Source organism: Sediminibacterium sp. KACHI17 (genome assembly GCF_040362915.1).
Lineage (GTDB): Bacteria > Bacteroidota > Bacteroidia > Chitinophagales > Chitinophagaceae > Sediminibacterium.
In genome coordinates, this window is record NZ_AP029612.1 from 160,207 (window position 1) to 186,361 (window position 26,155).

General features: G+C 40.3%; 34 protein-coding genes and 1 pseudogene. 31 read left to right on the top strand and 4 right to left on the bottom strand.

Going from position 1 to position 26,155, the window contains the following annotated elements; all coding sequences use genetic code 11:
• Positions 1-41: 41 nt before the first annotated feature.
• From rpsS to ABXG83_RS00590, 23 genes are all read left to right on the top strand, one after another.
• Positions 42-311: a 30S ribosomal protein S19 gene (rpsS, locus tag ABXG83_RS00480; protein ID WP_353549556.1), complete on the top strand. Its 270-nt coding sequence runs from the start codon at positions 42-44 to the stop codon at positions 309-311.
• A gap of 71 nt (positions 312-382) precedes the next feature.
• Positions 383-727: a 50S ribosomal protein L22 gene (rplV, locus tag ABXG83_RS00485; protein WP_133475588.1), complete on the top strand. Its 345-nt coding sequence runs from the start codon at positions 383-385 to the stop codon at positions 725-727.
• Positions 728-742: 15 nt separating this feature from the next.
• Positions 743-1,537, top strand: coding sequence for a 30S ribosomal protein S3 (gene rpsC, locus ABXG83_RS00490; RefSeq protein ID WP_250685060.1), 795 nt, complete (start codon positions 743-745; stop codon positions 1,535-1,537).
• 55 nt (positions 1,538-1,592) lie between these two features.
• Positions 1,593-2,012: a 50S ribosomal protein L16 gene (rplP, locus tag ABXG83_RS00495; RefSeq protein ID WP_178889638.1), complete on the top strand. Its 420-nt coding sequence runs from the start codon at positions 1,593-1,595 to the stop codon at positions 2,010-2,012.
• A gap of 17 nt (positions 2,013-2,029) precedes the next feature.
• Positions 2,030-2,242, top strand: coding sequence for a 50S ribosomal protein L29 (rpmC, locus tag ABXG83_RS00500; RefSeq protein ID WP_353549557.1), 213 nt, complete (start codon positions 2,030-2,032; stop codon positions 2,240-2,242).
• A gap of 97 nt (positions 2,243-2,339) precedes the next feature.
• Positions 2,340-2,600 (top strand): 30S ribosomal protein S17, encoded by a 261-nt coding sequence (gene rpsQ / locus ABXG83_RS00505; protein ID WP_133475584.1) that lies wholly within the window; start codon positions 2,340-2,342, stop codon positions 2,598-2,600.
• A 125-nt stretch (positions 2,601-2,725) separates the two neighbouring features.
• The gene (gene rplN, locus ABXG83_RS00510) at positions 2,726-3,094 is read left to right on the top strand and encodes a 50S ribosomal protein L14 (RefSeq protein WP_133475583.1); all 369 of its coding nucleotides are present in this window, start codon (positions 2,726-2,728) and stop codon (positions 3,092-3,094) included.
• Between the two features lie 113 nt (positions 3,095-3,207).
• Positions 3,208-3,546 (top strand): 50S ribosomal protein L24, encoded by a 339-nt coding sequence (gene rplX, locus ABXG83_RS00515; RefSeq protein WP_178889640.1) that lies wholly within the window; start codon positions 3,208-3,210, stop codon positions 3,544-3,546.
• Positions 3,546-4,121, top strand: a complete 576-nt coding sequence (gene rplE, locus ABXG83_RS00520) for a 50S ribosomal protein L5 (protein WP_353549558.1) — start codon at positions 3,546-3,548, stop codon at positions 4,119-4,121. The genes rplX and rplE overlap by 1 nt, the downstream gene beginning before the upstream one ends.
• 68 nt (positions 4,122-4,189) lie before the next feature.
• Entirely contained in the window at positions 4,190-4,459 is a 270-nt protein-coding gene (gene rpsN / locus ABXG83_RS00525; RefSeq protein WP_026770706.1) for a 30S ribosomal protein S14, read from the top strand.
• A gap of 68 nt (positions 4,460-4,527) precedes the next feature.
• Positions 4,528-4,926: a 30S ribosomal protein S8 gene (rpsH, locus tag ABXG83_RS00530; protein ID WP_178889642.1), complete on the top strand. Its 399-nt coding sequence runs from the start codon at positions 4,528-4,530 to the stop codon at positions 4,924-4,926.
• A gap of 89 nt (positions 4,927-5,015) precedes the next feature.
• A complete protein-coding gene (rplF, locus tag ABXG83_RS00535; RefSeq protein WP_353549559.1) occupies positions 5,016-5,570 on the top strand; it encodes a 50S ribosomal protein L6 in 555 nt (184 codons plus the stop codon).
• Between the two features lie 93 nt (positions 5,571-5,663).
• Positions 5,664-6,014 carry a 50S ribosomal protein L18 gene (gene rplR, locus ABXG83_RS00540; protein WP_178889644.1) on the top strand — a complete coding sequence of 117 codons (351 nt, stop codon included), beginning with the start codon at positions 5,664-5,666 and terminating at the stop codon, positions 6,012-6,014.
• A 29-nt stretch (positions 6,015-6,043) separates the two neighbouring features.
• Positions 6,044-6,565, top strand: coding sequence for a 30S ribosomal protein S5 (gene rpsE, locus ABXG83_RS00545; protein ID WP_178889645.1), 522 nt, complete (start codon positions 6,044-6,046; stop codon positions 6,563-6,565).
• A gap of 81 nt (positions 6,566-6,646) precedes the next feature.
• Positions 6,647-6,829 carry a 50S ribosomal protein L30 gene (rpmD, locus tag ABXG83_RS00550; protein WP_178889646.1) on the top strand — a complete coding sequence of 61 codons (183 nt, stop codon included), beginning with the start codon at positions 6,647-6,649 and terminating at the stop codon, positions 6,827-6,829.
• Between the two features lie 167 nt (positions 6,830-6,996).
• A complete protein-coding gene (gene rplO, locus ABXG83_RS00555) occupies positions 6,997-7,446 on the top strand; it encodes a 50S ribosomal protein L15 (RefSeq protein ID WP_322195715.1) in 450 nt (149 codons plus the stop codon).
• A 77-nt stretch (positions 7,447-7,523) separates the two neighbouring features.
• On the top strand, positions 7,524-8,873 hold the full coding sequence (gene secY / locus ABXG83_RS00560) for a preprotein translocase subunit SecY (RefSeq protein ID WP_353549560.1): 1,350 nt from the start codon (positions 7,524-7,526) through the stop codon (positions 8,871-8,873).
• Between the two features lie 100 nt (positions 8,874-8,973).
• Positions 8,974-9,798, top strand: coding sequence for a type I methionyl aminopeptidase (map, locus tag ABXG83_RS00565; RefSeq protein ID WP_353549561.1), 825 nt, complete (start codon positions 8,974-8,976; stop codon positions 9,796-9,798).
• A 63-nt stretch (positions 9,799-9,861) separates the two neighbouring features.
• Complete coding sequence (locus ABXG83_RS00570; protein ID WP_353549562.1) at positions 9,862-11,088, top strand: NAD(P)/FAD-dependent oxidoreductase; 1,227 nt, start codon at positions 9,862-9,864, stop codon at positions 11,086-11,088.
• 130 nt (positions 11,089-11,218) lie between these two features.
• Positions 11,219-13,810 (top strand): zinc-dependent metalloprotease, encoded by a 2,592-nt coding sequence (locus ABXG83_RS00575; protein ID WP_353549563.1) that lies wholly within the window; start codon positions 11,219-11,221, stop codon positions 13,808-13,810.
• 163 nt (positions 13,811-13,973) lie between these two features.
• Entirely contained in the window at positions 13,974-14,402 is a 429-nt protein-coding gene (locus tag ABXG83_RS00580) for a CBS domain-containing protein (protein ID WP_353549564.1), read from the top strand.
• Between the two features lie 38 nt (positions 14,403-14,440).
• Positions 14,441-14,962, top strand: coding sequence for a hypothetical protein (locus tag ABXG83_RS00585; RefSeq protein ID WP_353549565.1), 522 nt, complete (start codon positions 14,441-14,443; stop codon positions 14,960-14,962).
• A gap of 80 nt (positions 14,963-15,042) precedes the next feature.
• Positions 15,043-16,350 (top strand): hypothetical protein, encoded by a 1,308-nt coding sequence (locus ABXG83_RS00590; RefSeq protein WP_353549566.1) that lies wholly within the window; start codon positions 15,043-15,045, stop codon positions 16,348-16,350.
• A 709-nt stretch (positions 16,351-17,059) separates the two neighbouring features.
• On the opposite strand, the gene ABXG83_RS00595 is transcribed toward ABXG83_RS00590, so the two are convergent.
• Positions 17,060-17,395, bottom strand: coding sequence for a type II toxin-antitoxin system PemK/MazF family toxin (locus tag ABXG83_RS00595; protein WP_353549567.1), 336 nt, complete (start codon positions 17,393-17,395; stop codon positions 17,060-17,062).
• Positions 17,385-17,615 (bottom strand): hypothetical protein, encoded by a 231-nt coding sequence (locus tag ABXG83_RS00600; RefSeq protein WP_353549568.1) that lies wholly within the window; start codon positions 17,613-17,615, stop codon positions 17,385-17,387. The genes ABXG83_RS00595 and ABXG83_RS00600 overlap by 11 nt, the downstream gene beginning before the upstream one ends.
• A 678-nt stretch (positions 17,616-18,293) precedes the next feature.
• Here ABXG83_RS00600 and rpsA point away from each other — a divergent pair.
• Complete coding sequence (gene rpsA / locus ABXG83_RS00605) at positions 18,294-20,183, top strand: 30S ribosomal protein S1 (RefSeq protein WP_353549569.1); 1,890 nt, start codon at positions 18,294-18,296, stop codon at positions 20,181-20,183.
• A 151-nt stretch (positions 20,184-20,334) separates the two neighbouring features.
• Here the strand turns inward: rpsA and ABXG83_RS00610 are convergent.
• Both ABXG83_RS00610 and ABXG83_RS00615 read right to left on the bottom strand, forming a co-directional pair.
• Positions 20,335-20,553, bottom strand: a pseudogene (locus ABXG83_RS00610) (four helix bundle protein); the annotation flags it as partial.
• A gap of 15 nt (positions 20,554-20,568) precedes the next feature.
• Positions 20,569-20,718: a hypothetical protein gene (locus ABXG83_RS00615; RefSeq protein WP_353549570.1), complete on the bottom strand. Its 150-nt coding sequence runs from the start codon at positions 20,716-20,718 to the stop codon at positions 20,569-20,571.
• Between the two features lie 232 nt (positions 20,719-20,950).
• On the opposite strand from ABXG83_RS00615, the gene bamD reads away from it, so the two are divergent.
• The 7 genes from bamD (at position 20,951) to ABXG83_RS00650 (ending at position 26,150) form a co-directional block, all read left to right on the top strand.
• Positions 20,951-21,775: an outer membrane protein assembly factor BamD gene (gene bamD / locus ABXG83_RS00620; RefSeq protein WP_353549571.1), complete on the top strand. Its 825-nt coding sequence runs from the start codon at positions 20,951-20,953 to the stop codon at positions 21,773-21,775.
• Entirely contained in the window at positions 21,744-22,088 is a 345-nt protein-coding gene (locus ABXG83_RS00625; protein WP_322195730.1) for a DNA-directed RNA polymerase subunit omega, read from the top strand. The genes bamD and ABXG83_RS00625 overlap by 32 nt, the downstream gene beginning before the upstream one ends.
• A 172-nt stretch (positions 22,089-22,260) precedes the next feature.
• Complete coding sequence (gene coaBC / locus ABXG83_RS00630) at positions 22,261-23,457, top strand: bifunctional phosphopantothenoylcysteine decarboxylase/phosphopantothenate--cysteine ligase CoaBC (RefSeq protein ID WP_353549572.1); 1,197 nt, start codon at positions 22,261-22,263, stop codon at positions 23,455-23,457.
• Complete coding sequence (locus ABXG83_RS00635) at positions 23,450-24,370, top strand: DUF4835 family protein (RefSeq protein ID WP_353549573.1); 921 nt, start codon at positions 23,450-23,452, stop codon at positions 24,368-24,370. Before coaBC ends, ABXG83_RS00635 begins: the two co-directional genes overlap by 8 nt.
• Positions 24,367-24,726, top strand: a complete 360-nt coding sequence (locus ABXG83_RS00640; protein WP_353549574.1) for a DUF4296 domain-containing protein — start codon at positions 24,367-24,369, stop codon at positions 24,724-24,726. The genes ABXG83_RS00635 and ABXG83_RS00640 overlap by 4 nt, the downstream gene beginning before the upstream one ends.
• An 11-nt stretch (positions 24,727-24,737) precedes the next feature.
• Entirely contained in the window at positions 24,738-25,433 is a 696-nt protein-coding gene (locus ABXG83_RS00645) for a CoA transferase subunit A (protein WP_353549575.1), read from the top strand.
• 60 nt (positions 25,434-25,493) lie between these two features.
• Entirely contained in the window at positions 25,494-26,150 is a 657-nt protein-coding gene (locus tag ABXG83_RS00650) for a 3-oxoacid CoA-transferase subunit B (protein WP_353549576.1), read from the top strand.
• Positions 26,151-26,155 lie beyond the last annotated feature (5 nt).

Below are 26,155 nucleotides of genomic sequence, written 5' to 3' on the forward strand. Positions count from 1 at the left end.
CATTCCGACTTAGTCGGAACAAATTTTCAAAATAACTCAATATGGGTCGTTCGATTAAAAAAGGTCCTTACGTTGATGCCAACTTAGAAGGTAAAGTTGAAGGTATGAATGAGGGTAAAACCAAGAAAGGTGTTATCAAAACTTGGAGCCGTCGCAGTACCATCACTCCTGATTTTGTTGGACACACTTTTGCAGTGCACAACGGAAATAAGTTCATCCCTGTTTATGTAACCGAATTCATGGTAGGTCACAAACTTGGTGAATTTGCTCCAACCCGCAACTTCAGAGGACACGCAGGAACTAAAAAGTAATCACTTGGTGTAAAGCTGATGGTTGATAGCGAATAGCAAAACCGGAAGTGATACCCTAAACAAATAAAGAAATGGAAGCAGTAGCTAAACTGAACAATTATCCTACAGGGCCACGCAAAATGCGTTTGCTGGCTGATGTGATCCGTGGTATGGAGGTAGAGAAGGCATTGGCTATTCTCGAGCACCACCCACAGCACAATGCAGTGCCTTTGGCAAAATTGCTGAAGAGTGCCATCAGCAACTGGGAGCAAAAAAATAATGGCGCCAGTGCTGCAGACAGCAGTCTGGTGGTAAAAACTGTATTCGTTGACGGAGGTCGTGTACTGAAGCGTATGCGCCCTGCACCTCAAGGCCGTGGCTACAGGGTACGTAAGCGCAGTAACCATGTAACATTAATCGTAGATTCTAAAAACTAATTGTAAAACCACTATATGGGTCAGAAAGCAAATCCAATTGGTAACAGGTTAGGTATCATCCGCGGATGGGAAAGTAACTGGTATGGTAGTAAGAAAGACTATGCTACCAAGTTAATCGAGGATCATAAGATCCGTACTTACCTGAACGCCCGTATCAACAAGGGCGGTATTGCCAAAATTGTAATAGAGCGTACCCTGGGTAAGCTGATCGTTACAATCCACACCTCTAAACCAGGTATCATCATCGGTAAAGGTGGTGGAGAAGTAGACCGTATCAAAGAAGAGTTGAAAAAATTAACCGGTAAGGAAGATGTACAGATCAACATTCTGGAGATCCGTCGTCCTGAACTGGATGCAAATATTGTAGGAGATACCATCGCTCGTCAGATCGAGAACCGTATCAACTTCAAGCGTGCTACTAAGATGGCGATCGCTTCTACACTCAGAATGGGTGCTGAAGGTATCAAGATCAAATTGAGTGGTCGTTTGGGTGGTGCTGAGATCGCTCGTAGCGAAGAGTTCAAACAGGGTCGTGTGCCTTTGCATACTTTCCGTATGGACATCGACTATGCGAATGTGTATGCTCAAACCGTTTACGGTAAGATCGGTATCAAAGTATGGATCTGTAAAGGTGAAGTACTTGGAAAGCGCGAACTGAATCCAAACTTCGTAGGTGGTAAGAATGATATGAGTGAGAGAAGAGGTGGTGAAGAAAGAAGCGGCGGACGCGGAGACAGAAGAGATGATCGCGGCGGTCGTGGTGGAGATAGAAGAGATAACCGCGGCGGAGGCGGAAGAGACAGAAGATAATTTGAAAATCAATCCATTTTCAAATTCAATTATTCAAATTTTCAAATTGTAATAAATGTTACAGCCTAAAAGAAGTAAACACAGGAAACAGCAGAAAGGCCGCATTCGTGAAGTGGCTAAGCGTGGTACTTCCATTTCATTCGGTTCATTTGCTTTGAAAGCGATGGAACCTATCTGGTTAACCAACCGCCAGATCGAGTCTGCCCGTCAGGCAATGACCCGTGCCATGAAGCGTGAAGGTAATGTGTGGATTCGTGTATTTCCTGATAAGATCATTACCCGTAAGCCTCTTGAGGTAAGGATGGGTAAAGGTAAAGGTAACCCTGAATTCTGGGCTGCTGTAGTAGAACCAGGACGTATCATCTTCGAATGCGATGGTGTATCTCAGCAGGTAGCTCAGGAAGCGATGGAACTCGCTGCTCAGAAATTACCGATCAAAACCAAATTCATCGTAAGAAGAGACTTACAAGCTTAATTTTCAAATTGACCAAAATGGCAAATAAAAAAGTTGAATTCAATAAAGGTCTGAAAGACATGAATGTTTCAGATCTGCAGGCAAGAATTCAGGAAGATCAGTTAAGACTGAAAAAATTAGAATTCGCTCATGCGATCTCTCCATTGGAGAACCCGATGAATATTCGCGGTCTTCGTAGAGATATTGCTCGTCTGAAGACTGAGTTGAAGAAAAAACAATTAGGAATTTAAAGCTACAAGCTTCAAGCTCCAAGCAACAAGCTTATCAAAAAAAACTTTGCTCGAATTAGCCTAGGCTGACCAGAGCTCATAGCTTAAAAAATAAACAATGGCTGAAGTAAGAAATTTACGCAAAACAAGGATCGGGGTTGTTACCAGCGATAAGATGGACAAGACCATCACTGTTGCGGTTGAAAGAAAAGTAAAACACCCTATCTACGGAAAGTTCGTAAAGAAAACCACGAAGTTCCATGCTCATGATGAAAAAAGTGAGTGCGGTATCGGTGATGTGGTAAAGATCATGGAAACTCGTCCTCTGAGCAAAACAAAGCGTTGGAGACTGGTTGAGATCGTAGAAAAAGCAAAATAATAATAAGCAAGCGGAAAGCCGCAAGCTTCAAGCTGCAAGCTGCAAGAATTTGAGCTGTAGCCTCTGATAAATTGATAAAAAATCTGGCGAGGAAATTTCTAAGTCGGAAGCTAAAAGCTAAAACAATGATTCAGCAAGAAAGTAGATTGAATGTAGCTGATAACAGTGGTGCTAAGGAAGTACTTTGTATCAAAGTATTAGGTAACAGCGGTCAGGATTACGCCAAGATCGGTGATAAGATCGTTGTAACTGTTAAAGATGCGATTCCTGCAGGCGGTATCAAAAAAGGTACTGTATCTAAAGCGGTTATCGTTCGTACCAAAAACAAATTGCGTCGTAAGGATGGTTCTTATATCCGCTTCGATGACAATGCAGTGGTATTATTGAACAACTCTGATGAGCCTCGTGGTACCCGTATCTTCGGACCAGTAGCGAGAGAGCTTCGTGATAAAGGTTACATGAAGATCATCTCTTTGGCTCCGGAAGTATTATAAGAAGACACAAGAAGGAAGAAACAAGATACAATTCTTGTTATCGTCCCTAAAACATAAAACAAATAGTTGCTAAGCGATAAAAGTGTTTAGCATTCAGCTTTAAGCCTAAAAAAATGAGTACAAGATTTAAACCCAAATTCAACATCAAAAAAGGAGACACCGTAGTGGTGATCGCCGGTGATGACAAGGACTTGAAAAAGCCCCGCAAGGTGTTGGAAGTTATCGTGGATAAAGGTCGTGTGGTAGTAGAAGGTGTTAATATCGTTACAAAACATACCAAGCCTTCTGCGCAGAATACAAAGGGTGGTATCGTTAAGATCGAAGCACCGATCAATATCAGCAATGTGATGTTGTGGGATGCTAAAACGAGCAGCGCTACCAAAGTAAAGCGTAATCGTGAAGAAGGTAAATTAGTTCGTATATCTAAAAAATCAGGGGAGGTAATCAAGTAATGAGTACTGCAAAATACACTCCGAGATTAGCAGACAAGTACACCAAAGAGGTAGTACCTGCTTTAATGAAAAAGTTTGCTTACAAAACTGTAATGCAAGCTCCTAAGTTGGAAAAAATCTGTATCAACCGTGGCGTAAATGGTGCGGTGAACGATAAGAAATTGGTTGACATCGCTGTAGAAGAGCTGAACATGATCACTGGGCAGAAAGCAGTTCCTACCATGTCTAAAAAGGATATCTCCAACTTCAAACTCCGTAAAGGAATGCCAATCGGTGCTCGCGTAACACTGAGAGGAGAGAAGATGTATGAATTCCTGGACAGATTGGTATCTGTTGCGTTACCTCGTGTACGTGACTTCAAAGGTATCAGCGATAAGGCGTTTGATGGTCGTGGTAACTACACATTAGGTGTTACTGAGCAGATCATCTTCCCTGAGATCGATATCGATAAAGTGAACAGAATCACCGGTATGGATATCACTTTCGTAACTACTGCTCAAACCAATGAAGAAGCATATGAGTTACTGAAAGAACTGGGGATGCCTTTCAAAGGAGCAAAAAAAGACAATAACTAAAAAGTAACTGGTAGCAGCCGGTTTGTAATCATCAAATCCGGAACCTACTCAAATCTAAACATAAAACAATGGCAAAAGAATCAGTAAAAGCCAGACAAAGAAAGCGTGAAGCCTTGGTTGCCCAGTATGCAGAGAAGCGTGCAGCTTTAAAAGCAGCAGGTGATTATGCAGCATTGGATAAACTGCCTAAGAATGCGTCACCTGTTCGTTTAAAGAACCGTTGTCAGCTTACCGGACGTCCGAAAGGTTATATGAGATACTTCGGTCTCTCAAGGGTAATCTTCCGTGATATGGCCCTGAATGGTAAAATTCCAGGTGTTAAAAAAGCAAGCTGGTAAAAACCCGAATCTCGATACATATCGGGAAATGGACACAAAATTTTGAACACGAATTAATTCTAATAAAAATGGTAACTGATCCTATAGCAGACTTCTTAACCAGAATCCGTAACGCACAGATGGCTGGTCACAGACTGGTTGAAATTCCTGCTTCTAATCTGAAAAAGCGTATGACAGAGATCCTGTACGAACAGGGTTATATCCTGAAATACAAATTCGAAGATGATAACAAACAAGGTCTGATCAAGATCGCGTTGAAATATGATCCTTCTACTAAACAACCTGCGATCCGCTCTCTGGAAAGAGTAAGCCGTCCGGGTCTGCGTCAATATGCTAAACCAGCTGAGATCAAAAGAGTGATCAATGGTTTGGGTGTTGCTATCCTGAGTACTTCTAAAGGTGTACTGACTGATAAGCAAGCAAAAGCGCAGAATGTAGGTGGTGAAGTTCTTTGCTACATCTCTTAATTAAGTTATTGTCCTGTCTGACAATTAAGCTTTTAGTCGGAGCTGAACACGGTCAGGATTTTAGTTGAACAATAAAAAAAGAAACGACTATGTCTCGTATTGGAAAAAAACCGGTAACCATCCCAGCAGGTGTAACCATCACTGTTAGCAAAGAGAATGAAGTTACTGTTAAAGGCCCTAAGGGTGAATTGAAGCAGCAGATCGATCGTGATATCACTGTTGTGATCAAAGACAATGAAGTAGTATTTGAACGTCCTACTGATCAGATCCGTCACCGCGCTATGCATGGCTTATACCGTGCACTGGTAAGTAACATGGTAAAAGGTGTTACAGAAGGTATCAAGAGAGAACTGGAACTGGTGGGTGTGGGTTTCAAAGCCGCTAATACCGGAAATATCCTGGACTTGGCTTTGGGTTATTCTCACAATATCATTTTCGAAGTACCTAAAGAATTGAAAGTTGCTACAGTAACTGAAAAAGGTCAGAATCCTAAGATCCTGTTAGAAGGTATCGATAAGCAACTGATCGGTCAGGTAGCTGCTAAATTGAGAAGCTTACGTAAGCCTGAACCATACAAAGGTAAGGGTGTGAAATACGCTGGTGAGATCCTGAGAAGAAAAGCAGGTAAGGCAGCAGGTAAATAATAATTAGTCGATGGTCCATGGACCATGGTCTATGGACTGAAACAAGATGTTAAACATGCTTCCGGCCGAATCGGGAGTAACAAATAAAACAAAATGGGTAAATTAATTCAAAGGCAAAAAATCAGATACCGCATTCGTAAGAAAGTGGCTGGTACAGCTGTTAAGCCACGCTTATCTGTATTCAGAAGCAATGCTGATATTTATGCACAGTTGATCGATGATGATAATGGTCAAACACTTGCTGCAGCTTCATCTCGTGATAAAGATATCGCTGCTCAGAAAGTAACCAAGATCGAAAAAGCGAAACTGGTAGGTGCGGCAATCGCACGTAAAGCCACTGAACTGGGATTGAATACTGTTGTATTCGATCGTGGTGGTAACCTGTACCATGGCCGTGTTAAATCAGTAGCCGACGGTGCAAGAGAAGGTGGTCTGCAATTCTAATCTGCTAACAACAATTAATCGTTAGATAAATGTCTAAAGTAAACGTAAATAAGGTAAAAGCCGGTGGCGACATGGAACTGAAAGAGAAAGTAGTTGCCATTAACCGTGTGGTGAAAACCACTAAAGGTGGACGTACCTTCAGCTTCTCAGCACTGGTAGTAGTGGGTAATGAAAGTGGTGTAGTTGGACAAGGTCTGGGTAAAGCAAAAGAAGTTCAGGAAGCTATCACAAAGGGTATCGAAGATGCCAAGAAGAACCTGGTAAAAGTACCTGTAATGCATGGAACCGTTCCTCACGAACAGTGGGCGAAAGACGGTGCTGCGAAAGTCCTCATCAAGCCTGCAGCTCATGGTGCGGGTGTGATCGCGGGTGGTAGCATGCGTGCCGTTCTGGAAAGTGCAGGTGTAACAGACGTACTGGCGAAAAGCCTGGGTTCTGCTAACCCTCACAACGTGGTAAAAGCTACCATCAAGGCGTTGAGCCTGTTGCGTGAACCCGTTCAGGTTGCCAAAACCCGTACGATCAAGCTGAGCAAAGTATTTAATGGATAATAATAGCAAATGGCCTATAGTTCATGGCTTATAGCTATATGCCATGAACTATAAGCTACTAGCTATGTCAATAAAGTAGTTATGAAAAAGATCAAGATCACACAGATTAAAAGCGGTATCGACAGATCTGAGCGTCAAAAACAAACTTTGATCGCTTTAGGTTTGAAGAAACTGAATGCTTCAAGAGAAGTAGAAGCTACTCCTCAGATCCTGGGTATGGTGAATAAAGTAAGCCACCTGGTGAAGGTTGAGGAAATCGCTTAACCAATCAGATAATGATAGAATTTGTTCCGTTCAATGCGGGATGAAAATGAGTCAATTTACTTGATTCATTTTCTGTTTATAAAAATCAGAATTCTTTCAATAGCTGACATCACATTTTCAAATCATTTGCGAGGGGTGATTCCCCGAAAGTTCAAAATCAATACAACATGAAACTACACAATCTGAAACCTGCAGAAGGTTCTACACACAAGCAAAAACGTTTAGGTCGTGGTGAAGCATCCGGTAAGGGTGGTACATCTACAAAAGGTAACAAAGGTGGACAAAGCCGCGCCGGTTATAAGAGCAAAATGGCTCACGAAGGTGGTCAGATGCCTATCCAGCGTCGTATCCCTAAGCGTGGATTCAAGAATAACAATCGCGTTGAATTCGTAGTATTCAACTTGGGTCAAATCGACCAACTGGTTGAAAAATATGGCTTCACCGAATTCAGCCTGGAAAATCTCTATATCAATGGTCTGATCAGCCGTACCGATAAAGTAAAAGTATTGGCCAACGGAGAACTGAAAGCCAAAGTAACTTTCAAAGTGAATGCAGCCAGCGAAAAAGCAAAAACTGCTATCGAAGCTGCAGGTGGTAGCGTTGAAATTATCAAGTAATTTTATCGTAACTTGCCAGACGCACAAAGTGCGTCTTTTTTTGGTTTAAGACTATTAACGCTTACAATTGCATTCAAGTGAAAAAACTAGTTCAGACATTAAGGAATATTTGGACGATAGAGGAGCTTCGTAACAAGATCATTATCACACTTGCACTGGTTCTTACGTATCGTTTTGGTACCCACATCGTATTGCCGGGTATCGATCCTAATAAAATTGAAGAAGCACAAAAATCTGCCCAAAGCGGTGGAGGTCTGTTAGGCATCTTCGATATGTTCGCAGGTGGAGCCTTTTCGCAAGCCTCTATTCTCGCACTCGGTATCATGCCTTATATCTCTGCTTCTATCTTCATGCAACTGATGACCATCTTGGTTCCCCAGTTACAGAAAGTTCAGAAGGAAGGAGATAGCGGACGTAAAAAAATCAATCAGTGGACACGTTACCTCACCGTGATCGTTACCGCTTTTCAGGCAGGCGCATATGTTGCTTACCTCAATAGCCCAGGATACGCGGAAGCTATCATGCCCGCTTATGCCCCTTACTTCTGGTTCTCTACTGTGATCACTTTAACAGCAGGTACCATGTTTGTAATGTGGTTGGGTGAAAAGATCCAGGACAAAGGATTGGGTAATGGTACATCCATCATCATCATGGTGGGTATCCTTGCTCGTCTTCCTCAGTCTTTGATCCAGGAATTCAGTGCCAAAGGAGAAAGAGCTGGTGGTGGTTTGTTGATCTTCTTGATCGAGATCGCTATTCTGATCGCTATCATCCTTGGATTGATTGTGTTGGTTCAGGGTGTTCGTAAAATACCTGTAAACTATGCTAAGCAGATCATCGGTAACCGCCAGTTCGGTGGTGCCCGTCAGTTCCTGCCTATCAAAGTAAACAGTGCCGGTGTTATGCCGATCATCTTCGCTCAGGCGATCATGTTCTTGCCTACACTGGTATCATTTACCAATCTTGATTCTGCACAAGGTATCGTGAAGATCTTCAATGATCACAGCAATACCTGGTATATGGTGATCTATTCAGTGATGGTGATCGGATTTACTTTCCTTTACACTGCCCTGATATTTAACCCTAAACAAATTGCAGAAGACCTGAAACGTAACAACGGGTTTATTCCAGGCGTGAAGCCCGGACAACCTACTGCTGATTATATCGGATCTGTAATGGATAGAATCACTTTGCCGGGTGCTATCTTCTTGGCACTGGTAGGTATCATGCCAGGATTCGCTCAGCGCTTAGGTGTTACTCAAGGATTCAGCACTTTCTTTGGTGGTACATCATTACTTATCATGGTGGGTGTGGTATTGGATACACTACAGCAAATTGAAACTTACCTGTTGATGCGTCAATACGATGGACTGATGAAAGGCGGTCGCGTACAAGGCAGACAGACTGTTTCGACAACAACGATCTAGTTTTATACCATGGTCTATGGACCATCGACCATGGACAAAAAGTACGATATTTGCAAACCTGTCGTCTCGCTGATTGCGACGACAGGTTTGTTTTTTTATCATGTCGAGGAGAATAAATATGATCATCTATAAAACAGAAGCAGAAATAGCGCTGATGAAAGAAGCTGCACTACTGGTAAGTAAAACACTTACAGAAGTTGCAAAAGTGTTGAAGCCGGGAATGACCACGATGCAGATCGATAAGCTCTGTGGAGACTTCGTAAAAGATCATAAAGCAGTTCCATCATTCTATAATTATCGCGGCTATCCTTACAATGTTTGTGCATCTGTCAATGATGTGGTAGTACACGGTTTTCCCAATGACGTACCTCTGAAAGACGGTGACATCGTTTCTGTTGATATGGGTGTGATCTTAAATGGTTGGCATGGAGATCATGCATACACTTTTATTCTGGGAGAAACCGATGCTGAAATTATTCAGCTGGTGAAAGTGACCAAGGAATCATTGTATAAAGGCATTGAAAAAGCCATCGTTAACAATAGAGTAGGTGATATCTCTTTTGCAATTCAAGAACACGCAGAGAAGAAACATGGATATGGTGTGGTAAGAGAGTTGGTCGGACACGGCTTAGGTCGAAACTTACACGAAGATCCACAGGTCCCCAATTATGGTAAACGTGGAAATGGTCCGAAGATGAAAGAGAATCTTGTATTGGCCATTGAACCCATGATCAATCTCGGTACCAGAGAAGTATATACAGAAGATGATGGTTGGACCGTTCGTACACAAGATGGAAAAGCAGCTTGTCACTTTGAACACGATGTATGTGTGAAACGTGGACAAGCACTGATACTTTCTGATTATAGCATTATAGAGGCTGCTGAAAAAGCCAACCCTAATCTGAATACCTCTTATTACAACTAATTCAACATCGAATTAATATTTTTACAAAGACCTTTATCAGAAGGTCTTTTTCTTTATCTGATTATGCAACAACAACTCATTGTCATTGGTGGAGGAGCAGCAGGCTTCTTTTGTGCGGTCAATGCTGCACGTATGAATCCTTCAGTGAAAGTGTTGTTATTGGAAAAATCCAATAAGTTGTTATCAAAAGTAAAGGTCAGTGGAGGCGGAAGATGTAATACCACACATGCTTGTTTCGAGATACCGGAGTTGGTAAAGAAATATCCGCGTGGACAAAACTTTTTAAAAAAATCATTTCATCAGTTTTATACCAAGGATACCATTCAATGGTTTGAAGAAAGAGGAGTTGAGTTAAAGGTAGAAGAGGACGGCAGAATGTTTCCGGTTACAGATAATTCTCAAACCATTATTGATTGTTTATTAAAAGAAGCAGACAAGTATAAAGTAGCGGTACAATTACAAACAGGTGTTACTGCTATTCAGAAACAAGAAAACAAATTTGAACTGCAGTTAACGAATGGGAATCGTATCTTTGCAGACTTTGTATGCATTGCAACAGGAGGTTTTCCTAAAGCTACCATGTTTGATTGGTTGACATCAACCGGACATACAATCGCAACACCGGTTCCATCACTCTTTACATTCAACATGCCGGGTAACCCCATCACTGCTTTAATGGGTGTGAGCGTTGAACGTGCTATCGTAAAAGTGGCAGGTACTAAACTACAAGAAGAAGGTCCTTTATTGATCACACATTGGGGAATGAGTGGTCCTGCAATCTTAAGAACTTCCGCCTGGGGTGCAAGAGAGCTGGCAGATAAGAATTATCATTTTACCATCTTAGTGAACTGGATACCCACTTATACTGAACAAATACTGCGCGATGAGTGGCAAGAGATCAGAGAAAGAGCAGGGGCTCAAAAACTAGGCAGTAAAAATCCGTTTGCATTACCCAATCGTTTGTGGTTACATATTCTTCAAGAATCTGAGATCGATGCAGAGTGTAGGTGGTCTGATCTTCCTTCAAAACAACAGAACAGGCTGATCAAAAATCTGACTGCACATGAGTTTAGTGTAAAAGGTAAAACAACATTCAAGGATGAATTTGTAACTGCCGGAGGTATTGTGCTCAGTGAGATCGACCCACAGACCATGCAGAGCCGTAAACAGCCCGGATTATTCTTTGCAGGTGAGGTCATGGATGTAGACGGAATCACTGGCGGATTTAATTTCCAACATGCATGGACCAGTGGGTTTATTGCTGCCAAGGCCATTGCATCAGCCTCATAAAATATGTTTATCTAAGATCGATAATAGTGGTAGGCCTTAAAGCTGTTTGTTAAAAAATTGCCACTTATCCATTCCGCTGTAAATTCCTGACAGGGATTCACTATTTTAATAGTCAACTAAATGAAACGCTATGAGAAGACTCTTGCTCGCCGCATCTGCATGTGCGGTATTTGTGGGCACAACCCTATATGCCCAACAACCGCCTACCGGAATGCCTGCCGGTGCCCGTCCGCCGGGTGATACCACAAAAACCCCTGCAGCACCTAAGAAACCAACTGTTGCCGAAAAAACAAAAGGCAATAAAAAGATTGAAGGAATGTTCACCCTGTACCAGGATACAGTTACTGGAAGCCTTCAGATGTATGTCCGAAAAGACCAGCTAGATAAAGAATTTATCTATCAAAGCTTTTCTATCAATGGACCGACTGCTTTATTTCTTCACCAAAGTATGCACCGTTCAACAGCAGTATTCAAAATGAAAAGAGCATTTGATAAGATCGAATTCTCGCAAGTGAATACCGGTTTTTTCTATGATAAAAATAATCCCGTAAGTAAGACCGCAGATGTAGACAAACCTGAGGCGGTTTTTTACAACGATAAATTCAGTATTGAAGATTCATTGGGTTATCTGATCAGTGTTGATCAGCTATTCCTGAGTGAAAAACTAGATCCTGTAAAGCCGGTGATCCCTCCTAGTCCATTAGCGATGTTCACTTTTAATTTAGGTGGATTGAATCCTACCAAATCCAAGTATGCCAACATCCGTTCTTTCCCGAATAACACAGATGTTGTAGTAGACTTATCTTACGATAATCCAAGTACACTCGCCAACGGAGGACCTGATGTTACAGATCCTCGTTATGTGCGTGTTCGTATGCAGCATAGTTTCATTGAAATGCCAAAGAATGATTTTCGCTCACGCAGAGATGATCAGCGTGTAGGATATTTCTTAGATCAGCGAAACAACCAAACCAGTACCAGTCCTGTTCCGTACAAGGATATGATCAACCGCTGGAACCTGGTGAAAAAAGATCCTTCAGCAGTCATCAGCGAACCGGTGGAACCGATCGTTTTTTGGATCGAAAACACCACACCACATGAGTATCGTCAGACCATCATGGAAGCTGGATTGAAATGGAATGAAGCATTTGAAAAAGCAGGATTCAAAAATGCTGTTCAAATGAAGATCATGCCGGATGATGCTACCTGGGATCCTGCAGATATCCGTTACAATGTGATCCGTTGGGTGTCTTCTGCCAATCCTCCTTACGGCGCCATTGGACCCAGCTTTACCAATCCGCGTACCGGACAAATACTGGGTGCTGACATCACCGTAGAGTGGTTCTCCGGAAGTGCCACACCAATTTTCGACGAATTGTACAATGGCCCATCAATGCAAAATGCAACAGACCTCCAGTTTCCGGGTATGCAGATGAAAAATCATACTGCTTGCACATTGGCCGGTGAACTGAAAGCGCAATTTATGACCGGACATACAACACTTGAAGCCATGGATGCACCGGAAGGAGAGATCAAAGAAATGCACAAGCAATTCCTGATCTATTTGATCATGCATGAAATGGGACATACACTCGGACTGAATCACAATATGAAAGCCAGTCAGATGTTATCACCTGCAGAGATCAATAATACTGCTATCACTCGTTCTATCGGATTGATTGGCTCTGTAATGGATTATCCTGCGATCAATGTTTCATCAGACAGAAGTAAGCAAGGTGATTATTATACAACGAAAGCGGGTCCTTATGATCTCTGGGCAATTGAATATGGTTACACACCATTCTCAGAAGCACAGGAAGAAGCAGGGCTTACCAAAATATTATCCCGCAGCACCGATCCTAAATTGGCCTTCGGTAATGATGGTGATGATATGCGCGCTCCCGGCAAAGCGATCGATCCTCGTGTGAATGTGAATGATCTTACCAATGATGCAGTAGCTTATGCCGAAGATCGTTTCAAACTAGTGAATAACCTGATGGGTAAACTGGTACAGAAATATACCAAGCCCGGACAATCATATGTAGAAGTACGTGCGCGTTATGGTGTGCTGAACGGACAACGTAACAGTATGATCAATGCTGTGAGCCGTTATGTAGGTGGTGTGTATATTGACAGAAGTAATCCGGAACAAAATTCAGGAAACAAGCCCTATACACCTGTACCACTGGCTACACAAAAGAAAGCAATGGAGGTATTGAATAAATACGTGTTTGCACCCAACGCTTTTGATGCAGATGCACAAGTATATCCATACCTCGCATTCCAGCGTAGAGGATTTAATCAGCCTGGTAATGGAGAAGATTTCAAAATCACCAATAATGTATTGGGCTTACAGGCAGGTGGTGCATTGGCACATATCCTGAGTCCTATCACTTTGCAGCGTATTACCAATACTCGTTTGTACGGTAATCAATACAGTGTTGCTGATGTAATGGGTGATCTGGTAAAAGGAATTTTTGATGCGGATATCAATGGTAATGTGAATGTTCACAGACAATACCTGCAAACTACCTTTGTAAAAGGAGCAGCCAGTTTGTTAAATCCACAAGCACCGATCGATGATGTATCAAAAGCTGCGGCTTTATATACCATCAGAAAGTTAAGAACCAAATTGGCAGCTGCTGTTTCAACCAACGAAGAAACCAAGGCACACAGGTCCAATCTGATCTTCCTGATCGATAAAGCACTGAAGACAGACTAGGGAAGGGAAACAGAGAAATAAGAAACAGAGGAATAAGGAATAAGAAAGTAATTGTGAAAATCAACTACTTTCTTATTCCTTATTTTTTATTCCATATTTCTTATTCTCCTCCTCTTGCATAATTCAAATCCGTTTACTATATTAAGGAACTAAAACGCCTGCCATGAGAAAAGTAAGTAACGTATTACAACGTAAAGGAAACAGAGTAACCACAGTTCCTCCCGAAATGACAGTGATCGATGCATTGAAACTAATGGCTGAACAGAATATAGGATCAGTAGTGGTGATGAAGGAGGGAAAATTTGCCGGTATCATGACGGAACGTGACTATTCCCGTAAAGTAATATTGAAAGGGCGTCATTCCAGTGAAACAAAAGTAGGAGAGATCATGACCACAGATTTTCCGTATGTGGCGATGAATGATACGGTGGAATCTTGCATGCAGTTAATGACTTCTCACCGATTGAGATACTTACCCGTGATTGAAGATGAACAATTGGTAGGTATTATTTCTATCAATGATCTGGTCACAGAAACGATCTTAACGCAGGCTGAAACGATTAATCAGTTGCAGAGTTATATACAGTCCTAGAGTCATTTTTTTTTAGACCTATTAAACTAAGCCCAATTATGAAAACACTACTTCTATCAATGATAAGTTTATGCTTATTCGCTAGCGCTTATTCGCAACAAGGAGTCAATCGTCAAGCTTCAAGCCCTAAGAAAGTTGCACCACGACCTCAACTGAAAACACAAAAACAATACCTAGCTGATGCAAAGGCTTTCTATTCACTAAGTTTATGTAATGCTGCAAAAGCCTCTTATTCTTTCCTTGGTGTTGATTACCAAGATCAAGATTTAATAAAAAATATTAATGAATGTTTATCTAGTAAAGCAAGTCTTGACGAAGCGGAAGATTTTAATCCTGCTGAAGATGAACTTTACACATTATCTATCCCTGCGAATCAGCAGGTCGGGTATGAAAATGTCGAATTCGGAAATATAGAATTTGCAGCTCAACGTTATCGGAATGCGTTACATTTTTATTTATTATATCTAGTTGATAATTATACAATGCTGCGTAAGGATAGAGATCTATTAAATAAATTTGAAGAAAAAATTGAATACTGCCTTAGAAAATCGGGTTACTAATTTTATGAAAATATGTCTAGTAGCTCATTAATGCGTATATGATTTTTAGCAATAAATGAATATAATAAAAGAAATATAGTATGGAGGATTCAATGCAAAAGCAGGCAGGAAATTTAAATAAGTCATTGGTCACTCGAATAGAAATTTTTTCAGATAAGGTTGCGGCATACAGAAAAATACTATTGAATTTTTTTGTAATGGTATTGGTACTATACCTGATTGTATTTTTAATAGCAACCTCTTTTCAGAAAAAGTTATTGGTATTGCCGGTAGATATTCCGGATAAGCTAAAGAAAGAGGGTTATTCCCCTGAATTCTTTACGCAGAAGATTGTAGAAAGAATTGAGTTCATTAAAAATAGTGCATCCGATTATTATAGTAACAATGATGTGGAACTAATGATGGAAGATGATAAAATTGAAATAGTTAATACATTACTTGATAATACCCCATTAGAAGGATTTAAAAGTATGTTTATCGATTTTGTCAATCGGAATCAGGAAAAAGTGACAGGTAAAGTAAGAGATCTCAATGACAGAGTGCAAATTACGTATCGCATTGGAAACAAAACTCCTATTGTTGTTGAAAAGGGCACTACAGATAGTCTTATTTATGCCGCTGCTGAATATATAATGGAAGAAATGAATCCTTATTATTTAAGTGCTTATTATTTTAAGACGAAGGAGTTTGATAAGTGCTTAAGTCTAGTACAGAAGCTACTCAATAGCAGCAATACTAGGTATAAGTATCTTGCTTTTCATATACGCGGAAATGTTTACATAAGTATGGGAGACCAGTTTTTACACAATAAGGATTCAGTAAATCACTGGTTAGGCGATGAATACCTGAATTATGCAAAAAATATTTTTGATAGCGCAATTGCCACCAATACTTTTAAATCACCTTGGCTTAGTTATAATAGTATGGGGGCTGTTTATCACAACAAAAAAGTGTATGACTCAGCAAAAATTTGGTATAAGCGATCTATGTTATCCAATCATGCTGGGGCTAATGCTTTCTATAATTATGGAAACATCTTATTGGATGAATATAATGGTAATGAAAAAAAAATGAAATCAAATCCAGATACTGCTGTATTTTACTTCAAAGAAGCCATTAAGCGAAATTCATTTAATGTAGACTATTATATTGGATTACTGAAAGCGTATGCTTATGCTAAGAATGTAGAACAAGCCAAGGCTTTGTTCTTTAAGTGTAAGGATATGGATCCTAAGAATTTGAATATTTATTCTTATATGGTTCTTGTGCATCAACCAAAGGACCCATTAATGGCTAATCAATATCAAAATCTTTATTTGCAAAAACTCAAGGAGATTAGAAACATTGATATATCCACTGATAGTATGGCGCCTAACGCTAAAAACTAATCACAGTCTTCATTTAGATAATTTGATATTTTGTAAATAGTATTAAAAACTTTTGCTTTTATCCCTTTTATTATATCATCAATTGATCAAAGTACAAACCAATGCACAGCGTTAACACGCAACACTGAACCGTCATCCTGAGGAGCATTGATCACGCAAGTGATCATCTGCGACGAAGGATCTGATCATTATGAGGATTTTGATGGTTGTAGGAGCGATGTAAAATGAAATGTTACACCTTAGCTGTGTAACACGAAGAGTCCCCTCGTACCTCTGGAGACATCTGTGTGGAACTTTTTATTTATCAGACTCTACGGAGAAGGAAAGAGTGTCTCTATATCATTTGCACTAATCAGCTTCTTAAATATTTAGATAAGCCATAAGAAGCTTACCAACAATGGACAAATACATAGAAAAATAAAAAGTAGATAATCTTGTTGATAAGCGGGCTGAGTTGTTAAATATTTACCCAGCCATACACAAGTATAAATGAAAGCCCAAATGGGGGTGATGATGATAAATGCCACCGGTGAAAGATCACAGACAGGTTCCCCGGCCGTTTTAAACATATAATAGATCATATAGATCCACCACAGCAGATAGGGTAAAAGAAAAAAGCTGGAAACTTTATGTCGATAAAAAAGCGACATGGTTCTTTTTCTATTGATGCTGAAAACTTGAAAAAGTAACCTTGTTGCTTTATAGAATTTTACAGATCTAGTACGATCAGTAAATTCTTTTTTAGTTGTTGGATTTGATCTTGGTTGAGTTTACCGATTCTTTGTATCAATCTTTTATTATCAATAGCCCTAATTTGATCAATAAGCACATCACTCAGTTGATCCAGTTGCGATTTTTTTAAATGCACACGAAGAATATGTATATCAGGTTGAATATTGGTGGTAATAGGACAAACGATTGTTGATAGATGAGTATCATTCAATAGATCTGTTTGTATAATTACAACAGGTCTGGTTTTACCTGGTTCTGTTCCTTTACCCGGATTTAGATTGGCTAGCCATATATCATATTGCTTAATCTTCATCAGCCAGTTTTTCAAACTCACGTAAGATGTTCATAGACTCTTTTCTGCCAAGCGCAGATTCTTTTGCCAATGTATGCTTCAATAACTTTCTGTGATGATAACGATTGTAGAGATCTACCGCTTCGTTGATATAGCGATTACGAGCTATATTCAATTTTGCAGTGATAGCTTCTGCTTCTTCGAATGTTTGATCATCCAGTTTGAGTGATAAAGTTTTCATACCCTTACTTTTTATAAAGGTATATACTTTTGGTGTATACTTTGAAAAAGGTATGTGTTGCATAGTATTGATTGTAACTCGAAACAATCAGTAGAGCCGAAAATAGTGATACACCCCATCGTATTTCCCGCAAATTTGATGATTAGTTGGTTGAATATGTTTCAAGTGAAGTGATAAGAAAGATCACCCGGCTGTGCTGGCGAAGCCAACGCAGCATTAACACACAACACTGAACCGTCATCCTGAGGAGCATTGATCACGCAAGTGATCATCTGCGACGAAGGATCTGATCATTATGGTTGTTTTATGGCAATAGGAGAGAAGCAAAACTAAATGTTACACCTTAGCTGTGTAAAACGCAGAGTCCTCTCGTACCTCTGGAGACATCCGCGAAGAACTTTTTATTTGTAAGACTCTGCGGGGAAGAAAAGGTGAAGTCCTTTTGCGTCTTGGGAAGATTCAAAAAGTTTTTTTATCGATTAAACCTGCTGATACAGGGTTGTAAAAGCGCTTGGATTAATAGATATAATAAAATATGTACATGTATCTAGGATTAATTCCTCTAAAAGCGGCTTTTTTCTGTTCGTAGCCTCAATTTTCCACCCCTAAAACCACCGATCTACCGTACTTTTTCCCTACTTTTGCACCCCCGATTTATTAAACCATCGGGATCATTTTATGAACATTTTTCGTAAACAATTAAACGCAGATGCTCAGGACAACGCGGGTACACCCGAAGTTGCTACTGCGACAACAAAAGCACCTGAAGCAGCGCCGGTTGTAGAAACTGCGCATGATGATTTTGACTGGAGCATTGACAAGCGTAATGTGAGTCACTATGCTGAAGCTGAAAGAGTGAAGTATGACAAAGTGTATGATAACACTTTCGTACAGATCGAAGACGGCGAGATCGTTCGTGGTGGTGTGGTTGCCCTCACCAAAACAGATGTAGTAGTTAACATCGGTTTCAAAAGCGATGGTCTGGTTTCACTGAACGAATTCCGTGATGTACAGGGATTGAAAGTAGGTGACGAAGTAGAAGTAATGGTTGTTGAGAAAGAAGACCGCAATGGTAATCTGCACCTCAGCCGTAAGTCTGCCCGCATCTTCCGTGCATGGGAGCGTATCGTGGAAGTACACAAGACTGGTGAAGTAATCACCGGTACTGTTACCAGCAAAACAAAAGGTGGTTTGATCGTTGATGTATTCGGTATGGAAACTTTCTTACCGGGTTCTCAAATCGACGTGAAGCCTGTAACTGATTACGATCAGTTCGTAGGTAAGACCATGGAATTTAAAGTTGTGAAGATCAACGAAGCAATTAAGAATGCTGTAGTATCTCACAAAGCACTGATCGAAAGCGATATCGAAGCACAGCGTGCAGAGATCATGAGCAAACTCGAAAAAGGTCAGGTATTGGAAGGTGTGGTGAAAAACATCACAGATTTCGGTGCTTTCATGGACCTTGGTGGTTTGGATGGCCTGTTGTACATCACCGATATTTCATGGGGTCGCATCTCTCACCCAAGCGAAGTGGTGAAGATGGATCAGAAATTACAAGTGGTGGTATTGGATTTCGACGACGACAAGAAGCGTATCAGCTTAGGTCTGAAGCAACTGACGCCACATCCATGGGATGTGCTGCCTGAAGGTTTATCTGAAGGTTCAGTTGTGAAAGGTAAAGTAGTAAATATTGAAGATTACGGTGCATTCCTGGAAATTCAGCCGGGTGTTGAAGGACTGGTACACGTATCTGAGATCACTTGGGCAAATACTCCGATCAACGCGAAGGAATTCTTCAAGTTGGGCGATGAGTACGAAGCAAAAGTGGTAACCTTAGATAAAGATGCTCGTAAGATGAGTCTGAGCATCAAACAAATGAGCGAAGACCCATGGAGCACAATCGAGAACAAGTTCCCTGAAAACAGTAAGCACAAAGGATTGGTGAAAAACATCACTCCATATGGCGTATTCGTTGAATTGGAGCCAGGTATCGGTGGTATGATCCACATCAGCGATCTGAGCTGGTTGAAGCGTTTCAATCACCCAACTGATTATACCAAAGTTGGTGAGCACATCGATATCATCATCCTCAGCATCGATAAAGAAAACCGCAAACTGCAATTAGGACACAAACAGTTGGAAGAAGATCCTTGGAATGCCCTGGAAGAAACTTTCGCTGTGGGTAGTCAGCACGAAGGAACTGTTACCCGTAAGGATGACAAAGGTGCCCTCGTACAATTGCCTTATGGTTTAGAAGGTTTTGCACCTAACCGTCACCTGAACAAGGAAGATGGCACACAGGTGAAAGCTGATGAAACTGCACAATTCATCGTGATCGAATTCGATCGTAATGAAAAACGCATCGTTCTGAGCCATGCCCGTATCTGGGAGAAAGTAGTAGCTGAAGAAAAGGAAATTGCCAAGAAAGAAGCGAAAGCGGAAGCTGACAGTACCAAGAAAGCAGTGAAGAATATCCAGAGCAAGGTAGAAAAAGCAACCCTGGGTGACCTGGGAGCTTTAGCTGAGATCAAAGCTAAACTGAAGGAAGGAGAAGGCGAGAACTAATAACGCCTTCGTTTGAATAGGTAAAGAAAAAAGCTGTTCTGCTAAGCAGAGCAGCTTTTTCTTTTAACAGAGGAATAAGAAATAGGAAATAAGAAATAAGAAATAAAAAATGAGAAATAAGAAATGAGGGGGGAGTAGTGGTTAGGATGGATTAGTTAGAGGATGAGGGGCGATTATTGTTTTTTCTGGCAGTATCGATGCTTTTGAGGAAAATATAAATAAGCTCTGTACACTCTTTTCTAATTTCTGATAGGTTGATAGAAATATCCCAATTCAATTTTTCAATAATAGCTAGACAATTCCTTGTTTCACGTAACTCTTTAAGTGCTATTTTCATTTTATGGATAAAATCTGTTCTGGATTCTGCTGATTGAGCTTCACCATATTATAAAGCTGGTGAAGACCCGCTTCTTGTTAATTGACCTCCTAAATGGGTTCCGGCAAATGTTCTGGGAAGTTTCTCAGCTATCTGAATACAGTTCACTGCAAATAGTATCAGTCTTTCTTCTAGATAAAATTTTTGTTTAGGCTCCATGTCATTTCTTTATGCTACAAATTAAAACCTTGCAATCACCTAACAATCAGGTATTTATACCGGCTATTTATACGTATTCTTGAAACTTTTTATAGTTTCAATTCTCTTCATTTCCTATTTCCTGTTTCTTATTCCTTATTTCTCTGTTTTATGCTTTTCTTAACTCCCTGATAATCAATTCTCCAATTCAAGTTTCTAAATTGCTTATAATTAACTAATTTTGCCAACTTGTATGAATAGGATCGGAATCTTTTTATTGGCGTCTGTTTTACTGGTATCGTGTTCTAATAAGTTCTCCAAAGTTTTGAAGAGCAAGGACTACGAGTACAAATACAAAATGGCAGAACAGTATTATGCCAAGAAAGATTACACGAAAGCACAAGTGCTCTTTGAAGACATTTTTCCTTACGTAAAAGGTACTGCTCGTTATGAGGATATGTACTATAAGTTCGCATACTCTTATTATTACCAGAACGATTTCATGAATGCTGAAAATCTGTTCAAGAGTTTTGTAGAGAATTTCCCGAACAGTACAAAAGGTGAGGAGTGTGATTACATGCGTGCGTATTGTTATTTCAGACAATCGCCAAAGATCGATTTGGATCAGACCAGTACGAATAAGACCATGCAGTTGATGCAGGCGTTTATTAATACACATCCTACTTCCAGTCGCGTACAGGAAGCAACCGATATCATTGATAAGTGCAGAGAGAAACTGGAAGCAAAAGAATTCAAAAGCGCACAGTTATATTATAACCTTGGTTTTTATAAAGCTGCCGCTATCGCTTTTGGAAATGTATCCGATAATTTTCCGGATTCTAAAAAAGCAGATGAATACAAACTCCAGGTGATCAAGTCTTATTTCCGTTATGCTGAAATGAGTTATGAAGAAAAGCAGATAGAGCGTTTTCAGAAAGTGATCGAAGAATGTCAGGATTTTTCAGACCGTTATGCAGATAGTAAGTATCTGGAAGAGGTCAACAAGTATAAATTACAATCAACAAACTATATTAAAAACCAGAAAAATGAGCAAGCTAAGAAGGCAAATGAGCGCTAATACCGCTAGTGTGGTTGAAACCAAAAGCCTGATTTCTATCAAAGGAAAAACAGGTAATCTGTATGAATCAATCGCCATTATTGCGCGCAGAGCTAATCAGATCAATGTTTCATTGAGAGAAGAGTTGCACAATAAACTGGAAGAGTTTGCTAGTCATACAGACAGTCTGGAAGAGATCCATGAGAACAAGGAGCAGATCGAGATCTCTAGAGCCTATGAGAAAATGCCAAACCCGGCTATTCTTGCAACGCAGGAATTCATGGAAGACAAAATCTACCACAGAAAGAACAACGATAACGATCTGTTTAGATAAGATCGTATCCGACTATAATTTTATGAAAAGCGACAGTTATTTAACTGTCGTTTTTTGTTACTTTGAGGAAGAGTAGTGAGTGGGACTGACTTTATGAATGTAAGGATGACAAATAAATGCCGTCAACTTTCATATTACTCACTACCGACTACTCACTATTCACTATCACCCCATGCTTAAAGGAAAAAAAATACTCGTTGGCATTACAGGCAGTATCGCTGCATATAAAACCATAACACTGGTGCGTTTGCTTATCAAGGCAGGTGCAGAAGTCAAAGTGGTGATGACGAATGCCGCTAAAGAATTTGCTTCACCGGTTGTGCTCTCAACCCTATCCAAAAATAAAGTCACTTATGATCTTGTAGAAGGCGACGATTGGTCTAACCATGTCATGCTCGGACGCTGGGCAGATGTATTCGTCATTGCTCCACTTAGCTGCAATACCATGGCTAAAATGGCAAATGGATTATGTGATAATGTTTTATTAGCGGTGTATTTATCTGCTACTTGTCCGGTTGTGATCGCTCCTGCCATGGATGAAGACATGTGGCATCACCCATCTACACAACGAAACTTAGAACAATTAGTAAAAGATGGGAATCATTTGATCAAAGTTGGGAATGGAGAATTAGCAAGTGGTTTGTTTGGCGAAGGAAGAATGGCAGAGCCTGAAGAAATTTGCCAATACCTCATCGAACATTTTTTTCGCTCAAGTGAGTTGAAAGGAAAAAAAGCAATTGTAACTGCCGGGCCCACTTATGAAGCCATTGATCCGGTTCGTTTTATTGGTAACCACTCTTCCGGGAAAATGGGTTTTGCCATTGCAGAAGAACTGTATTTGCGTGGTGCAGATGTGGTATTGATCACTGGACCTACTCATCAAAAGACAAATTATAATGGCATACAGGTAAGAGCTGTTGTTTCCGGCGATCAGATGTATGATATCGCTACCCGCGAATTCAATGATGCGGATATTGCAGTTATGTCTGCCGCAGTGGCTGATTATAAACCGATCAGCGCTGCAACCGATAAGATCAAAAAGAAACTAGATGAATGGGAGATTACATTGATCAAGAACAAAGACATTTTATTACAATTAGGAAAAGATAAAAAGAAAGGACAGTTTTTGGTAGGCTTTGCATTGGAGACAAATAATGAAAAGGAAAATGCACTGATCAAGCTTCAATCGAAAAATGCAGATGCGATCGTTCTGAATTCTTTAAATGATAAGGATGCTGGATTTAGTATCGATACCAATGCCGTAACTATTTTTCATAGCAATGGAGCAGAAGTAACGACCGGTGTGAAATCTAAAAAGGAAGTAGCGACAGATATAGTTTCATTCATCATAAAACATTTGCATGCTTAAAAATTGGATGATAGCGGTCTTGTTTTCCTGTATTGGTCTGGGTGTTAAAGCACAGGAGTTACAGGCGAGGGTTACGGTGTTATCAAACAGGGTAACAACAAATATCGATCGTAAAATATTCACAACACTTCAAAATCAATTGACCAATCTGCTGAATAATCGCAAGTGGACAAATGATGCCTATAAACAAAATGAAAAGATAGAATGTAGTTTTATCCTGAATATTGAAAGTGTGGTAGAGCCTAACATTTATAAAGCGGCTTTGAACATTCAGGCGGCTCGTCCGGTGTATCATTCTTCTTATCAGGCTGCATTGGTAAATTTTCAGGACCCTGACGTAACATTCAAGTATCTCGAATTTCAGCCCGTAGAATTCAATGAGAATCGTGTTCAGGGTACAGATGCAACAGTGGCTAATTTAACGGCTGTCTTTGCTTTTTATGTATATACAATACTAGGGTTGGATTATGATTCATTTGCTCCTAAAGCCGGTGATCCTTATTTCAGGAAAGCACAAAATATTGTAGTGAATTCACCGGAAGGAAGAGGCATTTCAGGATGGAGAATCTTTGATGGATTGCGTAATCGTTATTGGTTGAATGAAAACCTGATCAATACCCGCTATAACAGGATACACGATGTGATCTATAGTTATTACAGAAATGGACTAGATAATTTGTACGATAAAGAAGCAGAAGCCAGAGCCGGAATTTTAGATGCGTTGGTTCAATTACAGGCTTTCGGAAAAGAGAATCCCAATACCATGATCCAGCAGTTTTTCATGCAGGGAAAATACCAGGAGTTGGTAGGGATCTTCAAGAAAGCGCCGCCTGCAGAAAAGGCAAAAGCAGCGGAGTTACTGAGTGAGTTGGATGTGATCAATGCAGCAAAATATAAAGAGGAATTGAGATGATGAAGAAATTATTGCTTTGTTATTTTATTGGTATGATAGCAGCTTGTTCGAATGATACAGATGCTCATATCATTCCAAAAGATAGTATGCAGGCGATCATGTGGGATATGATGAAAGCAGATGAGGTCTTCATCAGAAAATTGGTAGCGGATTCGAATGCAGCCAAGAATAAAGAAGATGTGAAACTGTATGAAACAGTTTTTAGGATCCATAAAATAAATAAGGATCGTTTTTTTGAAAGTTACCGTTATTATGAAGCGCATCCGATCTTACTCAAAGAGATCATTGATTCGATCGATTCCAAATCAAATCGTGAACGTATTGAGCGTTATAGTGGTAAAAGAAACAAACCTTAATATTGCAGGCTATGAATAAAGTATTTGCAAGTGCAGAAGCAGCTATACAAGATATACAAGATGGTGCAACGTTGATGCTGGGTGGTTTTGGTTTAAATGGTATTCCGGAGAACACCATTGCTGCATTAGTAAAAAAAGGGGTGAAGAATCTTACCTGCATTTCTAATAATGCGGGTGTAGATGATTTTGGTCTGGGTTTATTATTAAAAACTAGGCAGATCAAAAAAATGATGAGCAGTTATGTAGGAGAGAATGCAGAGTTTGAAAGACAATTGTTAAGTGGAGAACTTGAGGTGGATCTGATACCACAAGGAACACTGGCTACACGTATTCAAATGGCAGGAATGGGTATTCCCGCATTTTTTACACCGGCAGGATATGGAACCGAGATCGCGGAAGGAAAAGAAATAAGGGTCTTCAATGGTAAACCGCATCTGATGGAAATGGCATTGCACGCAGATTTTGCAATTGTAAAAGCATGGAAAGGAGATGCTTTAGGGAATCTCGTATTCAGGAAAACGACACGTAATTTTTCTACCTCTATGGCTAAAGCCGGAAATATCACGATCGCAGAAGTAGAACACCTGGTTCAACCCGGCGAATTGGATCCTGATGAAATTCATGTAGCAGGTGTATATGTACATCGAATATTCGAAGGGAATGGCTATGAAAAAAGAGTGGAAAGAAAAACAGTGAAGTTGTTGTAGGGATTATAGTTCATAGACCATGGTCCATGGACCAAAAAACGTAATCATAAAAAATCTCTTATGGCTCTAGATAAATTCGGAATTGCAAAAAGGATCGCGCAGGAATTGCGGGATGGTATGTATGTAAATCTGGGGATCGGTATTCCTACCTTGGTATCTAATTTCATACCCGAAGGGATGACCGTTATTTTTCAGAGTGAAAATGGTATTCTGGGGATGGGACCTTATCCTACAGAAGAACAGGTAGATGCAGATCTGATCAATGCTGGTAAAGAAACAGTAACCGTGATACCCGGCGGGGCATTTTTTGATAGTGCAGAAAGTTTTGGAATGATCCGTGCCGGAAAAATAGATTTGACGGTATTAGGTGCTATGGAGGTAAGTGAGAAAGGAGATATCGCCAACTGGAAAATACCTGGTAAGATGGTGAAAGGAATGGGTGGAGCGATGGATCTTGTAGCAAGTGCCAGAAATATCATTGTAGCCATGATGCATACCAACCCTAAAGGAGAAAGTAAGTTGTTACCGGCTTGCACACTTCCTTTGACAGGTGTTGGATGCGTTAAAAAAGTTGTTACAGAACTCGCAGTATTGGACATCACGGATCAAGGTTTTGTATTGCTCGAAAGAGCACCCGGTGTTTCGGTAGAAGAGATCATTGCAAAAACTGCAGGAAAACTCATCGTTCCGAATCATGTACCGGAAATGCAATTATAAATAAA